Source organism: Thermotalea metallivorans (assembly GCF_001562415.1).
In the GTDB taxonomy this organism is placed as follows: domain Bacteria; phylum Bacillota; class Clostridia; order Peptostreptococcales; family Thermotaleaceae; genus Thermotalea; species Thermotalea metallivorans.
The window spans coordinates 45,218-62,693 of record NZ_LOEE01000003.1 but is presented as its reverse complement, the minus strand read 5'-3'; the positions used below and the strand labels follow the sequence as shown (position 1 = coordinate 62,693).

Annotated in this window: 17 protein-coding genes, 1 tRNA gene and 1 riboswitch; of the genes, 17 read left to right on the top strand and 1 reads right to left on the bottom strand. The window is 44.6% G+C overall.

Going from position 1 to position 17,476, the window contains the following annotated elements; translation table 11 throughout:
* Positions 1-111: 111 nt before the first annotated feature.
* From AN619_RS00470 to AN619_RS00460, 3 genes are all read left to right on the top strand, one after another.
* The gene (locus AN619_RS00470) at positions 112-399 is read left to right on the top strand and encodes a DUF503 domain-containing protein (RefSeq protein ID WP_330381997.1); all 288 of its coding nucleotides are present in this window, start codon (positions 112-114) and stop codon (positions 397-399) included.
* A 28-nt stretch (positions 400-427) separates the two neighbouring features.
* On the top strand, positions 428-1,096 hold the full coding sequence (nth, locus tag AN619_RS00465; protein ID WP_242867257.1) for an endonuclease III: 669 nt from the start codon (positions 428-430) through the stop codon (positions 1,094-1,096).
* An 84-nt stretch (positions 1,097-1,180) separates the two neighbouring features.
* Positions 1,181-3,223: a cell division protein FtsA gene (locus tag AN619_RS00460; protein WP_068554090.1), complete on the top strand. Its 2,043-nt coding sequence runs from the start codon at positions 1,181-1,183 to the stop codon at positions 3,221-3,223.
* A 79-nt stretch (positions 3,224-3,302) separates the two neighbouring features.
* Here AN619_RS00460 and AN619_RS00455 read toward each other — a convergent pair.
* Positions 3,303-3,377 (bottom strand) — tRNA-Met (locus tag AN619_RS00455).
* Between the two features lie 356 nt (positions 3,378-3,733).
* Here AN619_RS00455 and AN619_RS00450 point away from each other — a divergent pair.
* The 14 genes from AN619_RS00450 (at position 3,734) to cbiB (ending at position 17,467) form a co-directional block, all read left to right on the top strand.
* On the top strand, positions 3,734-5,179 hold the full coding sequence (locus AN619_RS00450) for a VanW family protein (protein ID WP_198153200.1): 1,446 nt from the start codon (positions 3,734-3,736) through the stop codon (positions 5,177-5,179).
* Positions 5,180-5,240: 61 nt separating this feature from the next.
* Positions 5,241-5,936: a DUF2225 domain-containing protein gene (locus tag AN619_RS00445; RefSeq protein ID WP_068553973.1), complete on the top strand. Its 696-nt coding sequence runs from the start codon at positions 5,241-5,243 to the stop codon at positions 5,934-5,936.
* 3 nt (positions 5,937-5,939) lie between these two features.
* On the top strand, positions 5,940-6,464 hold the full coding sequence (locus AN619_RS00440; protein ID WP_068553971.1) for a methylated-DNA--[protein]-cysteine S-methyltransferase: 525 nt from the start codon (positions 5,940-5,942) through the stop codon (positions 6,462-6,464).
* 47 nt (positions 6,465-6,511) lie between these two features.
* Positions 6,512-7,864 (top strand): esterase/lipase family protein, encoded by a 1,353-nt coding sequence (locus AN619_RS00435; protein WP_068553969.1) that lies wholly within the window; start codon positions 6,512-6,514, stop codon positions 7,862-7,864.
* Between the two features lie 58 nt (positions 7,865-7,922).
* A riboswitch (cobalamin riboswitch) is annotated at positions 7,923-8,106 on the top strand.
* An 88-nt stretch (positions 8,107-8,194) separates the two neighbouring features.
* On the top strand, positions 8,195-8,758 hold the full coding sequence (cobU, locus tag AN619_RS00430) for a bifunctional adenosylcobinamide kinase/adenosylcobinamide-phosphate guanylyltransferase (RefSeq protein WP_242867256.1): 564 nt from the start codon (positions 8,195-8,197) through the stop codon (positions 8,756-8,758).
* An 11-nt stretch (positions 8,759-8,769) separates the two neighbouring features.
* On the top strand, positions 8,770-9,315 hold the full coding sequence (locus AN619_RS00425; RefSeq protein WP_068553967.1) for a cob(I)yrinic acid a,c-diamide adenosyltransferase: 546 nt from the start codon (positions 8,770-8,772) through the stop codon (positions 9,313-9,315).
* Positions 9,315-10,058 (top strand): adenosylcobinamide-GDP ribazoletransferase, encoded by a 744-nt coding sequence (gene cobS / locus AN619_RS00420; protein ID WP_068553965.1) that lies wholly within the window; start codon positions 9,315-9,317, stop codon positions 10,056-10,058. Before AN619_RS00425 ends, cobS begins: the two co-directional genes overlap by 1 nt.
* A gap of 6 nt (positions 10,059-10,064) precedes the next feature.
* A complete protein-coding gene (gene cobC / locus AN619_RS00415; RefSeq protein ID WP_068553963.1) occupies positions 10,065-10,655 on the top strand; it encodes an alpha-ribazole phosphatase in 591 nt (196 codons plus the stop codon).
* Positions 10,656-10,678: 23 nt separating this feature from the next.
* Positions 10,679-11,650, top strand: a complete 972-nt coding sequence (locus AN619_RS00410) for an ABC transporter substrate-binding protein (RefSeq protein WP_068553960.1) — start codon at positions 10,679-10,681, stop codon at positions 11,648-11,650.
* A 46-nt stretch (positions 11,651-11,696) separates the two neighbouring features.
* A complete protein-coding gene (locus AN619_RS00405) occupies positions 11,697-12,749 on the top strand; it encodes a FecCD family ABC transporter permease (RefSeq protein ID WP_068553958.1) in 1,053 nt (350 codons plus the stop codon).
* Positions 12,750-12,764: 15 nt separating this feature from the next.
* Entirely contained in the window at positions 12,765-13,574 is an 810-nt protein-coding gene (locus AN619_RS00400; RefSeq protein ID WP_068553956.1) for a heme ABC transporter ATP-binding protein, read from the top strand.
* Positions 13,561-14,991: a cobyrinate a,c-diamide synthase gene (locus tag AN619_RS00395; RefSeq protein ID WP_242867254.1), complete on the top strand. Its 1,431-nt coding sequence runs from the start codon at positions 13,561-13,563 to the stop codon at positions 14,989-14,991. The genes AN619_RS00400 and AN619_RS00395 overlap by 14 nt, the downstream gene beginning before the upstream one ends.
* The gene (locus AN619_RS00390) at positions 14,988-16,523 is read left to right on the top strand and encodes a cobyric acid synthase (RefSeq protein ID WP_068553954.1); all 1,536 of its coding nucleotides are present in this window, start codon (positions 14,988-14,990) and stop codon (positions 16,521-16,523) included. The genes AN619_RS00395 and AN619_RS00390 overlap by 4 nt, the downstream gene beginning before the upstream one ends.
* Positions 16,517-17,467, top strand: a complete 951-nt coding sequence (cbiB, locus tag AN619_RS00385; protein ID WP_068553952.1) for an adenosylcobinamide-phosphate synthase CbiB — start codon at positions 16,517-16,519, stop codon at positions 17,465-17,467. The genes AN619_RS00390 and cbiB overlap by 7 nt, the downstream gene beginning before the upstream one ends.
* The last annotated feature ends 9 nt before the right edge of the window (positions 17,468-17,476 follow it).

The window sequence follows — 17,476 nt, the reverse complement described above, 5'->3', positions numbered from 1 at the left end:
TTTTTCACAGCAGAGATTAGGGTATAATGAAAAAAGAGTCATCAAGCATTGTATGCTCTGATGATGGCTATATATCATGCATAATGGAAATAGGTAAACGAGGATGAGGTGATGACCATGATGATTGGAGCTTGTACCGTGGAACTGATGATGTATGAACCCAATACACTCAAGGAAAAAAGGCAAATTATCAAAAGCTTGATTGGCAGAATACAATCCCGGTTTAATGCTTCCGTGGCGGAGGTAGATATGCAAGATAAATGGAGAAGTGCCGTCATCGGCATAGCTTGTGTCAGCACAACGACGAAGCATGCCCATCAGATGATTCAATCAATTATAAAGTTTATCGAGGGGGATAATAGAGTAGAGATCATCCATTATCATATAGAAATTCTGTAGCTGAAGAATTTTGAAAGGAAGGTACCAAATGCCTGGAAGAAAAGGAAAAATGCTGACGAAAAAAGAAATCGAGCAGGTATTGAAAAAATTATATCATATGTATCCGGAAGCAACTTCTGAGCTAAACTATCGAACGCCTTTTGAACTGTTAATCTCTACGATTCTTGCCGCCCAATGCACCGATGTACGGGTGAACCAGGTGACAAGCACACTATACAAGCAGTACAACACACCGGAGGCTTTTTTGACCCTGACGGAGGAAGCATTGGGAGAAAAGATCAGAAGCTGCGGTTTTTATAAGAGTAAGGCCCGAAATATACTGTACACATGCAAAATTTTGGTGGAAAAGTACGGAGGAAGGGTACCCGATACTCGAGAAGAACTCATGGCGTTGCCCGGGGTTGGGAGAAAAACGGCCAATGTAGTCATCAGCAATGCCTTTGGGAAGGCCGCTATTGCCGTGGATACCCATGTGTTTAGGGTATCCAACCGAATCGGGTTGGCCCATAGCGACAATGTGGATGAAACAGAACGGCAATTGATGCAAAATATACCGGAAGAACAATGGTCTGATGCCCATCACTGGCTGATTTATCATGGCCGAAGGATTTGCAAAGCCAGGAAGCCCCTTTGTGAAAAGTGTCCCTTGACGGAGGAGTGTTTGTATTATAAGGAACTGGCAGGAAGGATTTTATAATGCCTCCTTAAAAAAGGAAAGAGGAGAAAAAGGGGATTGCGGAGAATATCTAAAGAAGAGACAAATAGGAAAGGGTTGTGAATGATGTCTGAAACAACAGCAATGCAAAGGAATGTCCATGGGATGATATTTTCTTTAGATATAGGGACAAGAAATGTAGTCGGTATTGTAGGCAAAAGGGAGGGTGATAAATATATCATCCTGGATGCAGAAATGATGGAACATCCCAGCAGGTCCATGTATGACGGGCAAATTCATGATATTGATAAAGTGGCTCAGGTTGCCCAGAAGGTTAAGGAAGCCTTGGAAAATAGGCTGGGCTTCCAACTGAAACAGGTAGCCATTGCTGCTGCCGGTAGGGCTTTAAAAACTTACCGGGTGACAGTGAGCAGGGAGATTGATCTTTCAAAGGAAATTGACAAAGCCATGATTGACAGCCTGGAGATGGAAGGGATACAAAAAGCCCAAGAATTGCTGGAAAAGGAGGATCACGGCAAAGGCCATACCTATTATTGTGTAGGATACACTGTGGTGAACTATTATCTCAACGATGGGCTTATCACTTCTTTGAGGGGTCATCGGGGACACAAAATAGGTGCCGATATTTTAGCCACTTTCCTGCCCCATGTGGTAGTAAACAGCCTATATACAGTGATGGATAGGATCGGTTTGGAAGTGGTAAATTTAACCCTAGAACCTATTGCCGCCATTCATGTGGCCATTCCTCCAAAATTAAGGCTACTGAACCTTGCTTTGGTAGATATCGGCGCAGGGACTTCCGATATTGCATTAACCCAGGATGGAACGGTTGTAGCCTATGCCATGGCTTCCGTGGCAGGGGATGAAATTACAGAAGCCCTTGCAAAGACCTACCTGTTAGATTTTGATACGGCAGAGAAATTAAAGCAGGAGCTCAATAAAAAAGACAGTCATGTTTTTACGGATATTGTAGGGATTTCTTATACGGTGACCACCCAAGAAATCATTGAAAAAATATCGAAGGTTATCGAAGGTTTGGCCGCAGAAATTGCCGGAAAAATCATGGAATACAACGGGAAGGCTCCCAGTGCTGTATTTTGCATCGGGGGCGGAAGCCAAATTTCTACCTTTACAACTTATTTGGCAGAAAAATTAGGACTGCCGAAGGAAAGGGTTGTTGTAAGAGGTACTGAGATCATCGAGAACATTGAATTCCAGTGCGAGAAGTTAGAGGGGCCTGAGTTTATTACACCCATAGGCATAGGTATTGTTGCCGAAAAGGACAGGGGACAGGATTTCTTGCAAGTGACGGTAAACGGAAAGACAATGAAGCTCTTTCACTCGAGACAGCTTCTCATATCCGATGCATTGATTCTCATCGGTTATCATGCCAGAAAACTGATTGCCAGAAGTGGAAAAAAGCTTACTTTTATGCTGAACGGTAAGGAAAAGATAATTCCCGGGCAGCCGGGGGAATCTGCAAAAATCTATCTCAATGGAAAACTCAGCAGTTTGGATGCCAAAATTCATAACAAAGACAATATTGTGGTGGAGCCGGCTGTGGACGGCAAAGACGGGTCAGCCCGCCTAGGGGATATTGTCCGCAGTCTCAGTGTTGTGAATTTCAACGGTCTTGATGTGAAATTGTACAGCAACCTGATGGTAAACGGCCAAGAAAGAGACATGGATTATGAAATACAGGAAGGGGATGAAATCACCTTTACTGAAATTGATTGTGTGGAAGCTCTTCTCCATCGGTTTGAAATGGATGGGGAACGGTACAGGATTTACGTAAACGGCATGGAGGCAGATAAAAGCTTTTTATTAAAAAACGGAGACAGGATCATCACCTATGAGAAGGAGAAGGGTACCGTAGAAGTTCCCAAGGAAGAAAGAGAGAATTCGGAGGATTCCTCTTTATTGAATGAATATATCATAGAGGTTCATATCAACGGGAAACCTGTGAAGGTCCGAAAAACAAGCCCGGAATTCATTTTCATAGATGTATTCAATCATATCGATTTTGACTGTTCAAAGCCAAAGGGAGCATTGATATTGAACTTAAACGGCAAAAGGGCCAACTATACCGATGAGATAAAGCATGGGGACCAGATAGAAATATATTGGGAAAACAGCAAAGGATTTTGATGAAGGCCTGCGTTCATGTAGGAGTTTCTGATAATTGTTTTCATATAAATAAACTAGAGATCGCCTCTAGTTTATTTTTTGGTTGCGGAGGCAGGATTCGAACCTGCGACCTCCGGGTTATGAGCCCGACGAGCTGCCGCTGCTCTACTCCGCGGCGATTATAATTTTATATATCATTACTATTTTATGTGGAAAATATGAAATTATACCGATGCCAATATTTTTTTAGGACATGATAAACATGAAAAAAACTGCGGTGTTGAAAAAAAAGAGAGGGAGCAGGGGATGCTCCCTCCAATAGAAGGGGGAAACTTCTTGTGGACCCATGTCCACTACATATTATGAGATTCTTTGGAAAAGGTGAAAAGATGGGGGGAAAATATATTAAATTTTGATTACTAGTTGTCCATTTGGAACAATATCATGTATATTAGTTATATAAGGCAAATAAATATAGAAAATAGGGAGAAATTTCTGCCATATGATTCGCAGACGAATGGAGGAGGAAGGTTGGACACAACGGCAAAAAACAGAACTAAACAATCAAATATGATCACAGGACTTATCATTGTGTTGTTTAGCTTTCTCATTTCGACAACCGGCATATCATTTTTTTTGCTTTACAGAGATACGATCTACAGTGGCGTAACCATAGAAAATGTAGATGTGGGAGGCCTATCGATTCTGGAAGCACAACGCAAGATACAAAACCACTTTGAGAGGTTTATTGACAATCATAGCATTCAACTAACCTATGGAGATAAAAACTGGAATATTTCCGGGAGGGATATCGGCTATACCTATGATTATACGAAGGCTGCCAATGAAGCCTTTCGCATCGGCCGAGAAGGCAGCTATTTTGAAAGGCTTCAGAAAATCATTTCCCTGTATAAGGTTCCCCACAATATTGCTTTGCTGCCCACATATGATCACAAGAAGTTGGACGGGATCCTTTATGACATCAAAAGAAAGATTGACCAGCCGTCCCGGAATGCAACCATTACACGGGTGAACGGAAAATTCCACATTACCGAAGAAAAAGTGGGATTGAAAGTGAATACAGAGGGCTTAAAAGATTTAATTGCTGAGGAATTGAGAAACAATTACCGGCAGGAAACAATACAAATGGATATTCCCGTGGAGATGGCTTCCCCAAAGATTACTTCTGAAAGTTTAAGCTTTATTCAAGATCTACTGGGAGAATACACAACCCAATTCAGTGCCACAAATAAGAGCAGGACACAAAATATCGCCTTAGCAGCCAGAACCATTAACGGGACCGTACTGATGCCGGGAGAAATTTTTTCATTTAATGAGCGGGTAGGGCCGAGAACCGAAAGCAGAGGCTATCAAAATGCCCCCGTGATTTTTAAAGGAGAGCTTGTAGACGGCTTAGGAGGAGGCATCTGCCAGGTTTCCAGCACCATGTACAATGCCATTTTATTGAGCAATTTAAACATCGTGGAGAGGATCAACCACAGTATTCCTTCTACCTATGTTCCAAAGGGAAGAGATGCCACGGTGTCCTATGGGGTACTGGATTTTAAATTCCAAAACATACTTTCCCAGCCGATCTATATTGAAACCTTTATTAATGGCAATCTACTAACTGTAAGGGTGTATGGATATAAAACGGACAACAAAGTAGTCAAAATCGAATCCAGGGAAGACGAAGTGATTCGGAAAACGGTGGAAGTAAAATACGATCCCAATATGTACGAGGGAGAGGAAAAAATTGAGCAGGAAGGAAGGGACGGGTATAAGGTTACAACCTTTAAAGTTATATATGAAAATGGCGTAGAAATTGAGAGAAAACAGATTTCCAAGGATTATTACAAACCACAAAAACAAATTATCGTCAAAGGAACGAAGAAGCGCCCCATTGCTCCGGTACAGAAACCTCAAAGTCAGGAAAAATCGAAGCCTGATGAAGGAGAAGAGGCAACTTCCCCTTGAAAATGCAGCAATTGGATAAAAAACAATATAATAGAAGAAAAATGCGAATGAGGTGACAGAAATGAAGAATGCTTTATACGATAAGGAAGTAACATGCCCTCTTTGTAAAAATATATTTCGCACAAAAAAAGTACGGACTTCTTCCACAAGGATCGAGAAAAGGGATACAGATTTCTGTACCTACTATACCAGCGAAAATCCAATGTTCTATGGTGTTTTTGTATGTCCTATGTGTGGTTATGCAGCCATGGAAAGCACTTTCCATGAAATCAATGGGGCAGGGAAAAAGGCGATTGAGGAAAACATTACGAGAAGATGGACCCAGCGGAGTTTTGGAGGGGAAAGAACGATTCAGGAAGCCATTGAAGCCTATAAGCTGGCCCTGTTGTGCGGCCAATTGATCAACCAAAAGAAAGGAGTGATTGGCAATATCTGCCTGCGGATTGCTTGGCTGTATCGATATGCCAATGACCCCAAGGAAACAGATTTTTTAAAGCATGCAGTCAGGTGCTTTGAACAGGCCTTTGTCAGTGAGCCGTTGCCCATTGGAAATCTGGATGAAGTTACTCTCATGTATTTAATCGGGGAAATCCATCGCCTGATCGGAAATTACGAAGAGGCCATTGAATGGTTCAGCAAAGCTGTCGGCAATCCGGCCATCAAGACAAAAAAGAAAATCGATACTTTGGCGAGGGAGCAGTGGAGACTGGCGAAGGAATCCTTTAAAAATAAAAAAAACCAGGAGCAGGCGGGATAAACCATGGAAAAGGCATATTATGCAAGGTTTATGACAAATCTTGGAGAGATGTATATAGCCTCCAGTAATAGAGGCGTATGCAAGCTCAAACTGGAGGGGGAGGCGACGAAGGACTTTTTTGATTGGCTGGGCATGCATTTTGAAGAAATAAAGGAAGACGTAGAAAAAAACCAAGAAGCCATAGGGCAGATTGTTGCGTACGCAAGGGGAAACTTGAGGGAATTTGATGTAAAACTGCATTGCATCGGCACTCCTTTCCAGAAGAAAGTATGGCAGGCCCTGTGCAGTGTGCCCTACGGTCAAGTGGCCAGCTATAAGGATATTGCCATCAAGGTGGGAACGCCTAAGGGATTTCGTGCCGTGGGGATGGCCAACAATCGGAACAATATTCCCATTATCGTGCCTTGCCATAGGATCATAGGCCACGACGGAGGGCTGGTAGGCTACGGCGGTGGCTTGGATATGAAAGTAAAACTTTTGCAGTTGGAAGGGATAGGAATCAACGGAGGAAAAGTTGCTACAAGGTAAGTAGCAGCTTTTTTGTTTCTTTGAAGAATACCATGGGGGGAATGGATATGCATCCGCTGCTGACAACCATTGGATTGATAGAAATCATCAAAAGTACGATGCACCTGCAGAGAAGAAATCCCATTGTGTTTGTTCCGGGACTATTTGGGTCAATGGGGGATGAAATCATACCCGGCACGGGGGACTGGGGATTTGGCATGGCAACTCCTGTATACGAACCCTTTGTGCAACAATTGGAGCATTGGGGGTATCAGAAAGATCGCAATCTGTTCATTGCCTTTTATGATTGGAGAAAGGCATGTACCGAGTGTGCAGAAAATTACTTGATGAAAACCATTGAATTGGCTAGGACCAAAAGCAAAAGCAGAAAGGTGAACCTAATTTGCCACAGCATGGGAGGACTGGTTGCAAGGGCTTACATGCAAGGAAAAAATTATCGGGGAGATGTAGAGCATCTCATCATTATTGGCACACCCCATGCCGGTGCGGTGAATGCCTACTTTTTCTGGGCAGGAGGCAAGCTGCCCTACAATAGAAATTTGAAATCCGATATATTCAAAACGCTGTTGGAGGGATATCTGTGGATTCTCGAGAAGTATTACGGTGAAAAAAATGATATGGATACCATTCACCACCATTTGAAAGGTGCCAGGGATTTGCTGCCTAGCCGTCAATACGGCAATTATCTCTATTATTTAGACAGGGAAGGAGCAATGAATTTTATTTCCTACCAGCAAATGCATTATAAAAATGATTTCCTGGATGATCTCAACGAAAATCAAAAGAGAAGGATGCCAAGAAACGTGAAGGTTACTTTGATTGCAGGGAAGGGTATCGAAACAAACCATTGCCTGCAGATTGATCCCAAAAGGCAGCCCGATGGTCAGCGATGGCTGGATGGCAGGGTAGTAGATGTAGCAAAATCCCTTGAAGGGGATGGAACCGTGATGGTAAAGAGTGTGATGGCCTTGGAAGGGGATCGCTATATTCTTCACGGAAGCCATGAGGAAATTTTAGAAAAGTGCGGTTTTGTTTTAAGAAAAAAACTGGGCATCGAAGATGAGCCTTTGATGAGGAAAAGGGCGGAAGTTCTCAAAAATCATGTGAGCATTTTGGTGAAGGGCGTGGGGGAAATCAGTCTAAAGGCTCTAGGATCAGAAGGGGAATTGACTTTATATGACGGGACGGAAAAAGCCGAGGGGCTGTATGTGGAGAAATATGGCAATGGCCTTACGTGGATTATCGTTACCAATTGTCAATATGATCACTTGATTTTTCATTTTCTGTCCAAAGAAAATCATACCTTGGATGTTCTGGTGAAAGACAAGGGCGGCAATGTGAAAAGAGTGCAGTCGAAGGAGGTTTCGGCAGGACAGCGGTATCGTATTCATATGGACTGACGGAGATTCATTGACGTTTTTTTTCAAGCGTGATAGAATGATAATAGTCTTTAAAAAATTTATTGCGAATTCATTAGGTACTCTTTAGGAGTTTAATAGGGAAGTTCGGTGAAAGTCCGACACAGCCCCCGCTACTGTAAGTGAGGATGAAATCGACCATATGTCACTTGTATGCTACAGGGAAGACGTCGAGAGTAAAGGGATTCACGAGTCAGGAGACCTGCCTAATGATGCACTCACTGCCTTCGGAGGGAAGGTCAGGCAGCAATTGATGAAATCGCGTAAAAGCCTGTCCGATGACAGGCTTTTTTGTGTGTCAGGGGTGATTTTTTGAAAGGGAAAATTACAATGATTACCGGTGGTGCCAGGAGCGGAAAAAGCAGCTTTGCAGAAAACTTGGCCCAAAACGCAGAAAAACCGGTTGCTTATCTAGCGACGGCGATCCCTTTGGATGATGGGATGGAGGATCGAATTCAAAAACATAGAGCTTCTCGGCCCCGGGAGTGGATCACCTATGAAGGTTACAGGGATTTGCACAAGGTCGTGGAAACCATAGCCGGGCATCATGAAATTGTGCTGTTGGATTGTATGACCATCATGATTACCAATCTTCTTTTTGAAGATCCCGAGGTAAATTGGGATACCATCGCCCATGAAAGGATCGATGGGATGGAGGAATGGATCAGAGGGCAAGTGATGGAGTTTCTGGCAAGCCTGCGCAGCCATGGTCTATGGGGAATTATCGTTACCAATGAGGTAGGTATGGGCATTGTGCCGGAAAGCAGATTATCAAGAATATTTAGGGATATTGCGGGGAGAATCAACCAGATGATTGCCTGCGAGGCAGATGAAGTGTATTTCACGGTATCTGGCATTCCCATGAAATTAAAATAGGAGGCGAGCATATGCTGGAGAAAAAATTATCCCAAGGGTTGGTACATATTTACACCGGTGACGGAAAAGGAAAGACAACAGCTGCCTTGGGACAGGCTTTCAGGGCTGCAGGATGGGGATATAAGGTGTACATGATTCAATTTCTGAAGGGAGGAGATTCAGGAGAACTCCATACCGTTGAAAGGTTAGAACCCGATTTTAAAATTTTTCGCTTTGATGACATCAAAAAATTCTTTTGGACATTGAATGCAGAAGAAAAGGAAGCAGTAAAGAGAAATGTGGATAAAGCCTTTGCCTTTGCGGAAGAAGTTGTGCAGCATGAAAAATGCAATCTGCTGATATTGGATGAAATCATGGGGGTATTGTCCAACAAACTGCTTACTGTTGAGCAGGTTTGCAATCTTATCAGGAATAAGCCCGACTCCATGGAGCTAATCCTTACGGGAAGAAATGTCCCCTCGGAAATTGTGGCCCTGGCCGATTATGTTTCAGAAATAAAAATGATCAAGCATCCTTTTCAAAAGGGAATCGGGGCTAGGGAAGGAATTGAGCATTGATGAAGCGCTTCATTCTAATGGTCCAGTTTTTAACCAGGATCCCCCTACCGGTGAATGTAAAGGCGGATGAAGAGGATTTTCTTCAAGGGGTTGTCTATTTCCCCTTGGTGGGTTTATTGATCGGTATGTTCATCGTATCTTTTTATTATATGGGGGATCATTTGGGAGGAACATTTTTGGCAGCGGTCATGGCTGTGACTATAGAGGTTTTGATTACCGGAGGGTTGCATTTGGACGGCTTGGGAGATACCTTTGACGGAATCTATAGCAACCGTCCCAAAGATCGGGTATTGGAAATCATGAAGGACAGCAGACTGGGGACCAATGGCGCCTTGGGCATTTTCATGACCATACTTTTAAAAATTGCTTTCATCTATAGCATGGATCGGCCGATGGTGTATGGTGTACTGCTGCTTATGCCCGTATTTTCACGGTTGTGTCTTGTCTATGGTTCCAGGTTTTCCGTTTATGCCAGGGATAGCGGCATGGGGAATTTGTATATAGGAAAGGTAAACAATCTCCATTTGGCCATCACCGTTGTTCTGACAGTCTTGATTTCCCTTGTGAATTTGTGGGCGCTTCCTTTTTTGTTGATCGGGTATTTGTTCAGCATCTTTTATATAAAGCATATCACAGACAAAATCGGCGGCATGACGGGGGATACCCTAGGGGCTTTGTGCGAGCTTTCGGAGATTGTCTATCTCTTATATTTTTTAATCCTGTTCTATCTGAAAAGGGGATAAAGGCTTATGACAGAATTGTATTTGGTCAGGCATGGAGAGACAGCATCTAATGGACGAGGGGTATACTGCGGCTGGCAGGATGTTGCCCTAACGGAAAAAGGAATTTTGCAGGCCCGGGAAGTAGGAGAAAAGTTGAAAGACCGTCCTTTGGATCGCATCATTGCCAGCGATTTGCGTAGAACCCGGCAAACGGCTGAGATTATCAACGGCCATCATGGGGTGGAGATTCAGGGTGACAGGGCCTTCCGAGAAATGAATTTCGGCCTGTGGGAAGGATTAAGCTATGAAGGCATAAAAAACAGGTATCCCAGGGAGTTGGAAGCTTGGGAGAAGGACTGGCTCCATTATTCAGTGCCGGAGGGGGAAAGCCTAAAGGAGATGTATGACAGGGTAACGGCCAGGATTGATCAATTGATCGGGAATGGTGCCCATGAAAAGATACTGATCGTTGCCCATGGGGGAAGCATACGGGCCATATTGGCCTATTTGATCGGAAGAGGTGTGGAGGACTGTTGGCGATATAAAGTAGACCACTGCAAAATTGCCAAAATAGAGATTGCAGATCATTACCCCGTCTTAGCAGGGTTCAATCAGTAAAACTTTGAAATGGAGGCAGAAAAATGAGAAGCATGACAAGATATAGGACTTTTCTTTTATGGACGATTTTTCTTCTTGTATTTGCCTTGGCCGCAGGATGTGCAACAAAGAAAGAATCATTGAAAAATGAGGAAGGAAAAGGGACAAAAAGTTCTACATATCCGTTGGAATTCACCGATGGTGCAGGGAACGTGGTAGTCATTGCAAAGAAACCGGAAAGAATCATTTCCCTGGCCCCAAGCCATACGGAAATATTGTACGGGCTAGGGCTTGGGGACAAAATTGTGGGTGTTACCCAGTATTGTGATTACCCGAAGGAGGCATTGGATAAACCAAAGGTAGGAGATTCTTTCACAGTGAATGTGGAAAGGTTGCTGGAACTGCAGCCGGATATGGTAATTCAATATTGGGGAATGGATGATAGTTTGAAAAAGCAGCTGGAGGAGGCGGGCATTGTTTTGCTTACCTTTGCTCCCCAGTCCATAGAGCAAGTGAAGAACGCCATCATGCAGATCGGCGTTGCTACAGATGCTGAGGAAGGTGCCCGCAGGCTTGTTGACGGAATGGAGCAAAAGGAAAAGGAGATTGCGGAGAAGATCGATGGCCTGCCCAAGGATCAGCCGAAACCGAAGGTATTTTATGAAATTGAATATAGTTCTGCCCTCTGGACAGCCGGAAAAGGCTCTTTTATCGATGAATTGATTCGCCTTTCTGGGGGAGAAAATATAGCCTCCGATGCAGCGGGAGCCTATGCCCAATATAGTATGGAAGCATTGATCGAAAAAGATCCGGAAATCTATATAACCAACACCTTCAACATGAATTTGGCCGGGGCAATGGATATTCAGAAGAGGCCGGGATTTCAAAATATTACCGCTGTTCGCAATAACCGAATTGAGATTCTGGATGGGAATATATTGTCAAGACCGAGTCAGAGGGTAGTGGAGGCATTGGAGTTGATGGCCAAGGCCATACATCCCGAGTTGTTCCAATAGGACAGAAAAAATCCTATATTTTCAGGGAAGTTAGGGGTACAGAATGATGGGCCAATGGCACAAGAAGGCAAAATGGAATTTTATTTTATTGCTCCTGTCACTGGTTTTGCTGTTAGGTATGATGGCGGCAGCTGCCATTGGAAGTGCTTCCATTACCATGACAGATGTCTTGAAGGTTACAGGCCGTTCCCTTCCAGTGATCGGCGAATTTTTTGATACTTCCGGCATACCTTCCCATCATGGGGTTATTGTGAAGCATGTAAGGTTGCCGCGAATTTTATTGTCTGTTCTTGTAGGGATCAGTCTTTCCGTATGCGGTGCGACTTTTCAGGGAATGTTTCAAAACCCCATGGCGGATCCCTTTGTGATCGGCATTTCCTCGGGGGCGGCATTGGGAGCAACCATTGCTATTGTAGGAAAACTGGATCAAGTCTTTTTGGGTATGGGCAGCATATCTTTGTTTGCCTTTCTCGGGGCCTTGGGATCCGCCTATTTGGTATACCATTTGGCGAAGATCCAGTCTAAGGTCCCCGTTTCCACCCTGCTTTTGTCGGGTATAGCCGTGGGGCAATTTTTAACAGCCATTATGTCTTTTTTGATGGTGATTCACAGCAGTGATGTCAATAAAATTATTTTCTGGACATTGGGCAGTTTTGCTACGAAGGGATGGGATCAGGTGCAAATGATGGTGGTGCCTGCATTGTTGGGCTGGTTTCTGCTCTATTATTTCTCCAGAGATTTGAATGCCATGCTGCTAGGGGAGGAATCGGCCCACCATCTCGGCGTGGAAGTAGAAAAAACAAAAAAGACTCTTTTATTGATAAATTCCTCCATCGTTGCGGTGGCCGTATCTGTCAGCGGCATTATCGGATTTGTAGGGCTCATGATTCCTCATATAGCACGACTCTTGGTGGGCCCGGACCATAGAATCCTGATCCCAGCATCGGGTCTGGCAGGAGGGATGTTCATGCTCTTTGCAGATACCGTTGCCCGTACGGTCATTGCACCTGTGGAAATACCTGTGGGGATTATTACGGCATTATTTGGCGGCCCATTTTTTATTTACTTGTTGAGAAAAAAGAAAAGCAGCATCTTGTAGCTGATGGAGGTTCCTATGGCGATGGAAGTAGATATAAGGAATATCAGTTTTCAATATGGAAATCGTACAATCCTGGACAATGTTTCCTTGACCATCAAAGCAGGAAGTTTTACCAGTATTATCGGGCCTAATGGTTCAGGGAAGTCCACATTGCTGAAAAATATTTCCGCTTCCCTAAAACCGAATCGGGGAACCGTGATGCTAGGAGAAAGGGACGTAGGATTGATGACCTCAAAGGAAATTGCCCGCCATGTGGCAGTAGTTCCCCAAGAAACCCATGTGGCCTTCTCTTTTTCTGTCTTCGATATTGTGATGATGGGAAGAAGTCCTTATTTGAGGAGATTCCAAAAAGAAAGCCCGGCAGACTTTCAAATTGTCAGGCAGGCCATGGAACAAACGGGAACATGGGGGTTAAAGGATCGGCCCATCGATGAATTGAGTGGCGGGGAACGACAGCGGGTCATTATTGCGAGAGCCTTGGCCCAAGCGCCGACGCTGATTTTACTGGATGAGCCTACTTCCCATTTGGATATACAGCATCAGATAGAGATTTTGGAATTGCTTGAAACATTGTGTAAGGAAAAGGGATTGACCGTGGTGGCGGTACTTCATGATATGAATCTGGCGGCCAGATACAGCAGTGATTTGGTGCTGCTGAAGAATGGAAAGATTGTTGAAGTAGGGAATGCAGAACAGGTTATTACCTATGAAAATCTAAAGAAGGTCTATGCCATGGAGATGATCATTGAAAGAAATCCCTTTACAGGGACCCCCTATATGATTCCTCTTTTTACAAGGAAGGAGAAAAAACATGACCAATCATGAATGTAAAGAAATGATGCCCATGGGTTATCCCAGGCTTGTGTTGGCGGGGACCCAGAGCGGTGTAGGAAAAACTACGATTTCCATCGGGATGATGGCGGCTTTCCACAGAAGGGGTCTGCAGGTACAGCCTTTCAAGGTGGGACCCGATTACATCGATCCCGCTTTCCATACCTTTGTTACGGGGAATAAGTCCCGGAATTTAGACAGTTGGATGCTGGAAGAGGAGACGGTAAGAGGGTTATTTGCGAAAAATGCCATGGGAAAGGATATCTCTATTGTGGAGGGAGTCATGGGGCTGTATGACGGCATCGGATCCCATGGGGGAGAGGGCAGCACAGCCCATGTGGCCAAGATTATTGAGGCACCCGTGATTTTAATCATCAACGGTAGTGGCATGGCTGCCAGTGCTGCTGCCCAGGTGCTGGGCTATCAAATGTACGATCCCGATGTGAAGATATCTGGAATCATCGTGAACAATGTTTCCGGAGAGAAGCATTATCGGCTGCTCAAGGAGGCCATTGAAAGGGATGGGAAGGTCAAATGCCTGGGATATATGAAAAAGAATTCCGGCATTGTGTTGCAAAGCAGGCACTTGGGGTTGATTCCCAGTGGGGAAGTGGAAGACTTAAAGGACAAAATTGACCAAATCAGGAGCATGGTGGAGGAAACCATCGACTTGGACAGATTGCTGGAAATTGCCAAGAAGACAGAGCCTATGGCCCATAGATTTGCTGAAAAGACTTCTCTGGGGGAGAAAATCAATCTTGGTGTTGCCTATGACAAAGCCTTTCACTTTTATTATGAAGATAACCTGGATTTGTTGAGAAGTCTGGGTGCAAACCTGGTATTTTTTAGTCCTTTAAAGGATCAAAGGTTGCCGGAGGATTTGCATGGGCTGTATTTTGGCGGCGGTTTCCCTGAGGTATTTGGAAAAGAATTGGCGAAAAATGTTCCGCTGCGGAGGGAAATCAGGGAGAAAATACAGGGGGGCATCCCCGCCTATGCCGAATGTGGAGGCCTCATGTATTTGACGAGGGCCATTAGGGATATGGAAGGGCAACGGCATGAGATGGTAGGTATTTTTGACACGGAGGCAAGGATGACGGAGAGGTTACAACGGTTCGGGTATGTGAATATAACCATCCATGGACCCTGTGTATTGTCAAAGACTAGAACAAAGGCAAAGGCCCATGAATTTCATCGGTCCACCTTGCCAGAGAACTTGTCCCAAGAATATGTCTACACGGTGGAAAAGGCGAGAAATGGAGAAAAAGAGGCTATATGGCAATGCGGGTTAAAACGGTATAATACCTTGGCGGCCTATGCCCATATCCACTTCTACTGCAATCGGCAGTTGGCTGAAAACTTTATTGAAAACTGCAGGATATACAAGAATGGAGGCAGGGAAAAGGTATGAAGACAAGGAAAATGATGCTTCAGGGCACAGCATCTTCTGTGGGCAAGAGTCTGCTGACGGCTGCTTTTTGCAGGATCTTTCGCCAGGACGGCTATAGGGTGGCACCCTTCAAATCGCAAAATATGGCCCTCAATTCCTTTATCACCAAGGAAGGTTTAGAAATGGGAAGAGCCCAGGTGGTGCAGGCCGAGGCTGCCGGGGTGGAACCCAGCGTATGGATGAATCCTGTTTTGCTGAAACCCACTACGGATCAAAAGTGCCAAGTGATTGTGAAGGGAAAGGTATACAAAAATATGTCGGCCGTGGAATACCATCAGTTTAAATCCCGGCTGGCAGATGTGGTGAAGGAGAGTTTTCAGAAGTTGGAGGAAGCCTATGACGTGATTGTTCTGGAGGGTGCTGGAAGCCCTGCAGAAATTAATTTGAGGGAAAATGATATCGTGAATATGGGCATGGCAGAAATGGCAGACGCCCCCGTCATTTTGATCGGCGATATCGATAGGGGCGGTGTATTTGCATCACTGGCAGGCACCATGATGCTTTTGACGGAGGAGGAAAGGAAACGGGTAAAGGGTGTCATCATCAATAAGTTTCGGGGTGATGTGGAGATTTTAAAGCCCGGCATCCGCATGCTGGAAGATATCATCAAAATTCCCGTGTTGGGGATTATTCCCTATTGTGATGTACAAATCGAGGATGAAGACAGCCTGGCCGAGCGATTTCGATACCAGAAATGCAAGGGAGGACAAATTGAGGTTGCCGTATTGTATATTCCCCATGTCTCCAATTTTACGGATTTTAATGTCTTTGAGACCCAGGAGGATGTAAATTTAAGATATGTCAGGGGGGGGGAGTCCATTGGCAATCCCGATATACTGATCATTCCGGGATCCAAAAATACCATTGAAGATTTAATCTATTTGCGGGAAAAGGGATTGGAGGAACAAATATTAAGGCTCCACAGACAAGGCAAACTGATTGTAGGTATCTGCGGCGGATATCAGATGTTGGGAAAAACCATCCGGGACCCCTATGGTACGGAAAGCTCCATTGAGGAAATCAACGGATTAGGCCTTCTAGACGTGGAAACGGTATTTGAGGTAGAGAAAACCACAACCCAGGTGGAGGCAGTGGTAACGGCCCCGTTGTCGGGTATCCTGTCAGGTATCGAAGGCATGAAAATCAGCGGCTATGAAATTCACATGGGAAAAACCTTTCTGGGTGAGGAATGCTTTCCTCTAAATGAGATAAGAAATCGATTGGGGGAAAGGACACAGCTTCAGGATGGAGCCGTCAATGAAGCGGGAAATGTGATGGGTACGTATATTCACGGGATCTTCGACAATATTCCTTTTACAAGGATGATCTTGAACAATATCCGAAGACAAAAAGGATTGGATGCTTTACAGAGCAAGATCGACAGCTTTGGGGCCTTTAAGGAAAGGGAATATGATAGGCTTGCCTGTATCGTAAGGGAAAATATAGATATGGAGAAAATCTATGGGATTTTGAACGGAGAAGAAGTATGCTAAAGATTGTGATAGGATATGGAGCAGATTTGCTCTTTGGAGACCCTTATTGGTTACCCCATCCGGTACGCTTTATCGGTAGGGGGATCCAGGGAACAGAAAATTTTCTGAGGAAATTTTGCAAGGGGGCCAGGGCGGAACGGATAGGGGGCATGGTTTTGACCTTACTGGTAGTAGCCGCCGCCTATGGGACTGCTTATCTTTTGATATATGGCGGAAGGCGGATTCACCCCCACCTGGCTTCTGGGATAGAGGCCTTCTTGATTTTTCAGATTTTGGCTGCCAAGAGCCTCGACAAGGAAAGCAGGAAGGTATATACTCAACTGCGCCAAGGGAATCTTTTGGGGGCCAGAAAATATCTATCCTATATTGTAGGCAGGGAAACCCGGGACCTGGATGAAAAAGAAGTGGCCAGGGGGGCCATAGAGACAGTGGCAGAAAACATTTCCGATGGGATCATTGCCCCCCTTTTCTATATTTTCATTGGAGGCGCCCCGCTAGGAATGGCATATAAGGCTGTCAATACCTTGGATTCCATGGTGGGCTATCAGAATGACCGGTACCGGTATTTTGGATGGGCCAGTGCCCGGTTGGATGATTTGGCCAATTATATACCGGCCAGATTGACGGCTATCTTGATTGTCATGGCATCGGCCTTTTTGGGCTATAACTGGAGGAATGCAATGAAAATCACCAAAAGGGATTGCAGAAATCATAAAAGTCCCAACAGCGGCTATCCTGAATCTGCTGTGGCGGGGGCTTTGGAAATCCAGATCGGGGGGACCAATACCTATTTTGGTCAAAAGGTATTTAAACCTGCCATCGGGGATCCAATCCGCCCGTTAGAAAAGGAAGATATCCTGCGGACAATCCGAATCATGTATGCTGCATCCTTTCTTGGTCTGATATGCTTTACACTGATAGAATATCTGACAGGCCGACGATGATAGGGGGAA

Bases quoted from the DNA above. Each gene is read 5' to 3' on its own strand.
- AN619_RS00470 (WP_330381997.1), top strand. From the start codon at position 112: ATGACCATGATGATTGGAGCTTGTACCGTGGAACTGATGATGTATGAA.
- nth (WP_242867257.1), top strand. From the start codon at position 428: ATGCCTGGAAGAAAAGGAAAAATGCTGACGAAAAAAGAAATCGAGCAG.
- AN619_RS00460 (WP_068554090.1), top strand. From the start codon at position 1,181: ATGTCTGAAACAACAGCAATGCAAAGGAATGTCCATGGGATGATATTT.
- AN619_RS00445 (WP_068553973.1), top strand. From the start codon at position 5,241: ATGAAGAATGCTTTATACGATAAGGAAGTAACATGCCCTCTTTGTAAA.
- AN619_RS00440 (WP_068553971.1), top strand. From the start codon at position 5,940: ATGGAAAAGGCATATTATGCAAGGTTTATGACAAATCTTGGAGAGATG.
- AN619_RS00435 (WP_068553969.1), top strand. From the start codon at position 6,512: ATGCATCCGCTGCTGACAACCATTGGATTGATAGAAATCATCAAAAGT.
- AN619_RS00425 (WP_068553967.1), top strand. From the start codon at position 8,770: ATGCTGGAGAAAAAATTATCCCAAGGGTTGGTACATATTTACACCGGT.
- cobS (WP_068553965.1), top strand. From the start codon at position 9,315: ATGAAGCGCTTCATTCTAATGGTCCAGTTTTTAACCAGGATCCCCCTA.
- cobC (WP_068553963.1), top strand. From the start codon at position 10,065: ATGACAGAATTGTATTTGGTCAGGCATGGAGAGACAGCATCTAATGGA.
- AN619_RS00410 (WP_068553960.1), top strand. From the start codon at position 10,679: ATGAGAAGCATGACAAGATATAGGACTTTTCTTTTATGGACGATTTTT.
- AN619_RS00405 (WP_068553958.1), top strand. From the start codon at position 11,697: ATGGGCCAATGGCACAAGAAGGCAAAATGGAATTTTATTTTATTGCTC.
- AN619_RS00400 (WP_068553956.1), top strand. From the start codon at position 12,765: ATGGCGATGGAAGTAGATATAAGGAATATCAGTTTTCAATATGGAAAT.
- AN619_RS00395 (WP_242867254.1), top strand. From the start codon at position 13,561: ATGACCAATCATGAATGTAAAGAAATGATGCCCATGGGTTATCCCAGG.
- AN619_RS00390 (WP_068553954.1), top strand. From the start codon at position 14,988: ATGAAGACAAGGAAAATGATGCTTCAGGGCACAGCATCTTCTGTGGGC.
- cbiB (WP_068553952.1), top strand. From the start codon at position 16,517: ATGCTAAAGATTGTGATAGGATATGGAGCAGATTTGCTCTTTGGAGAC.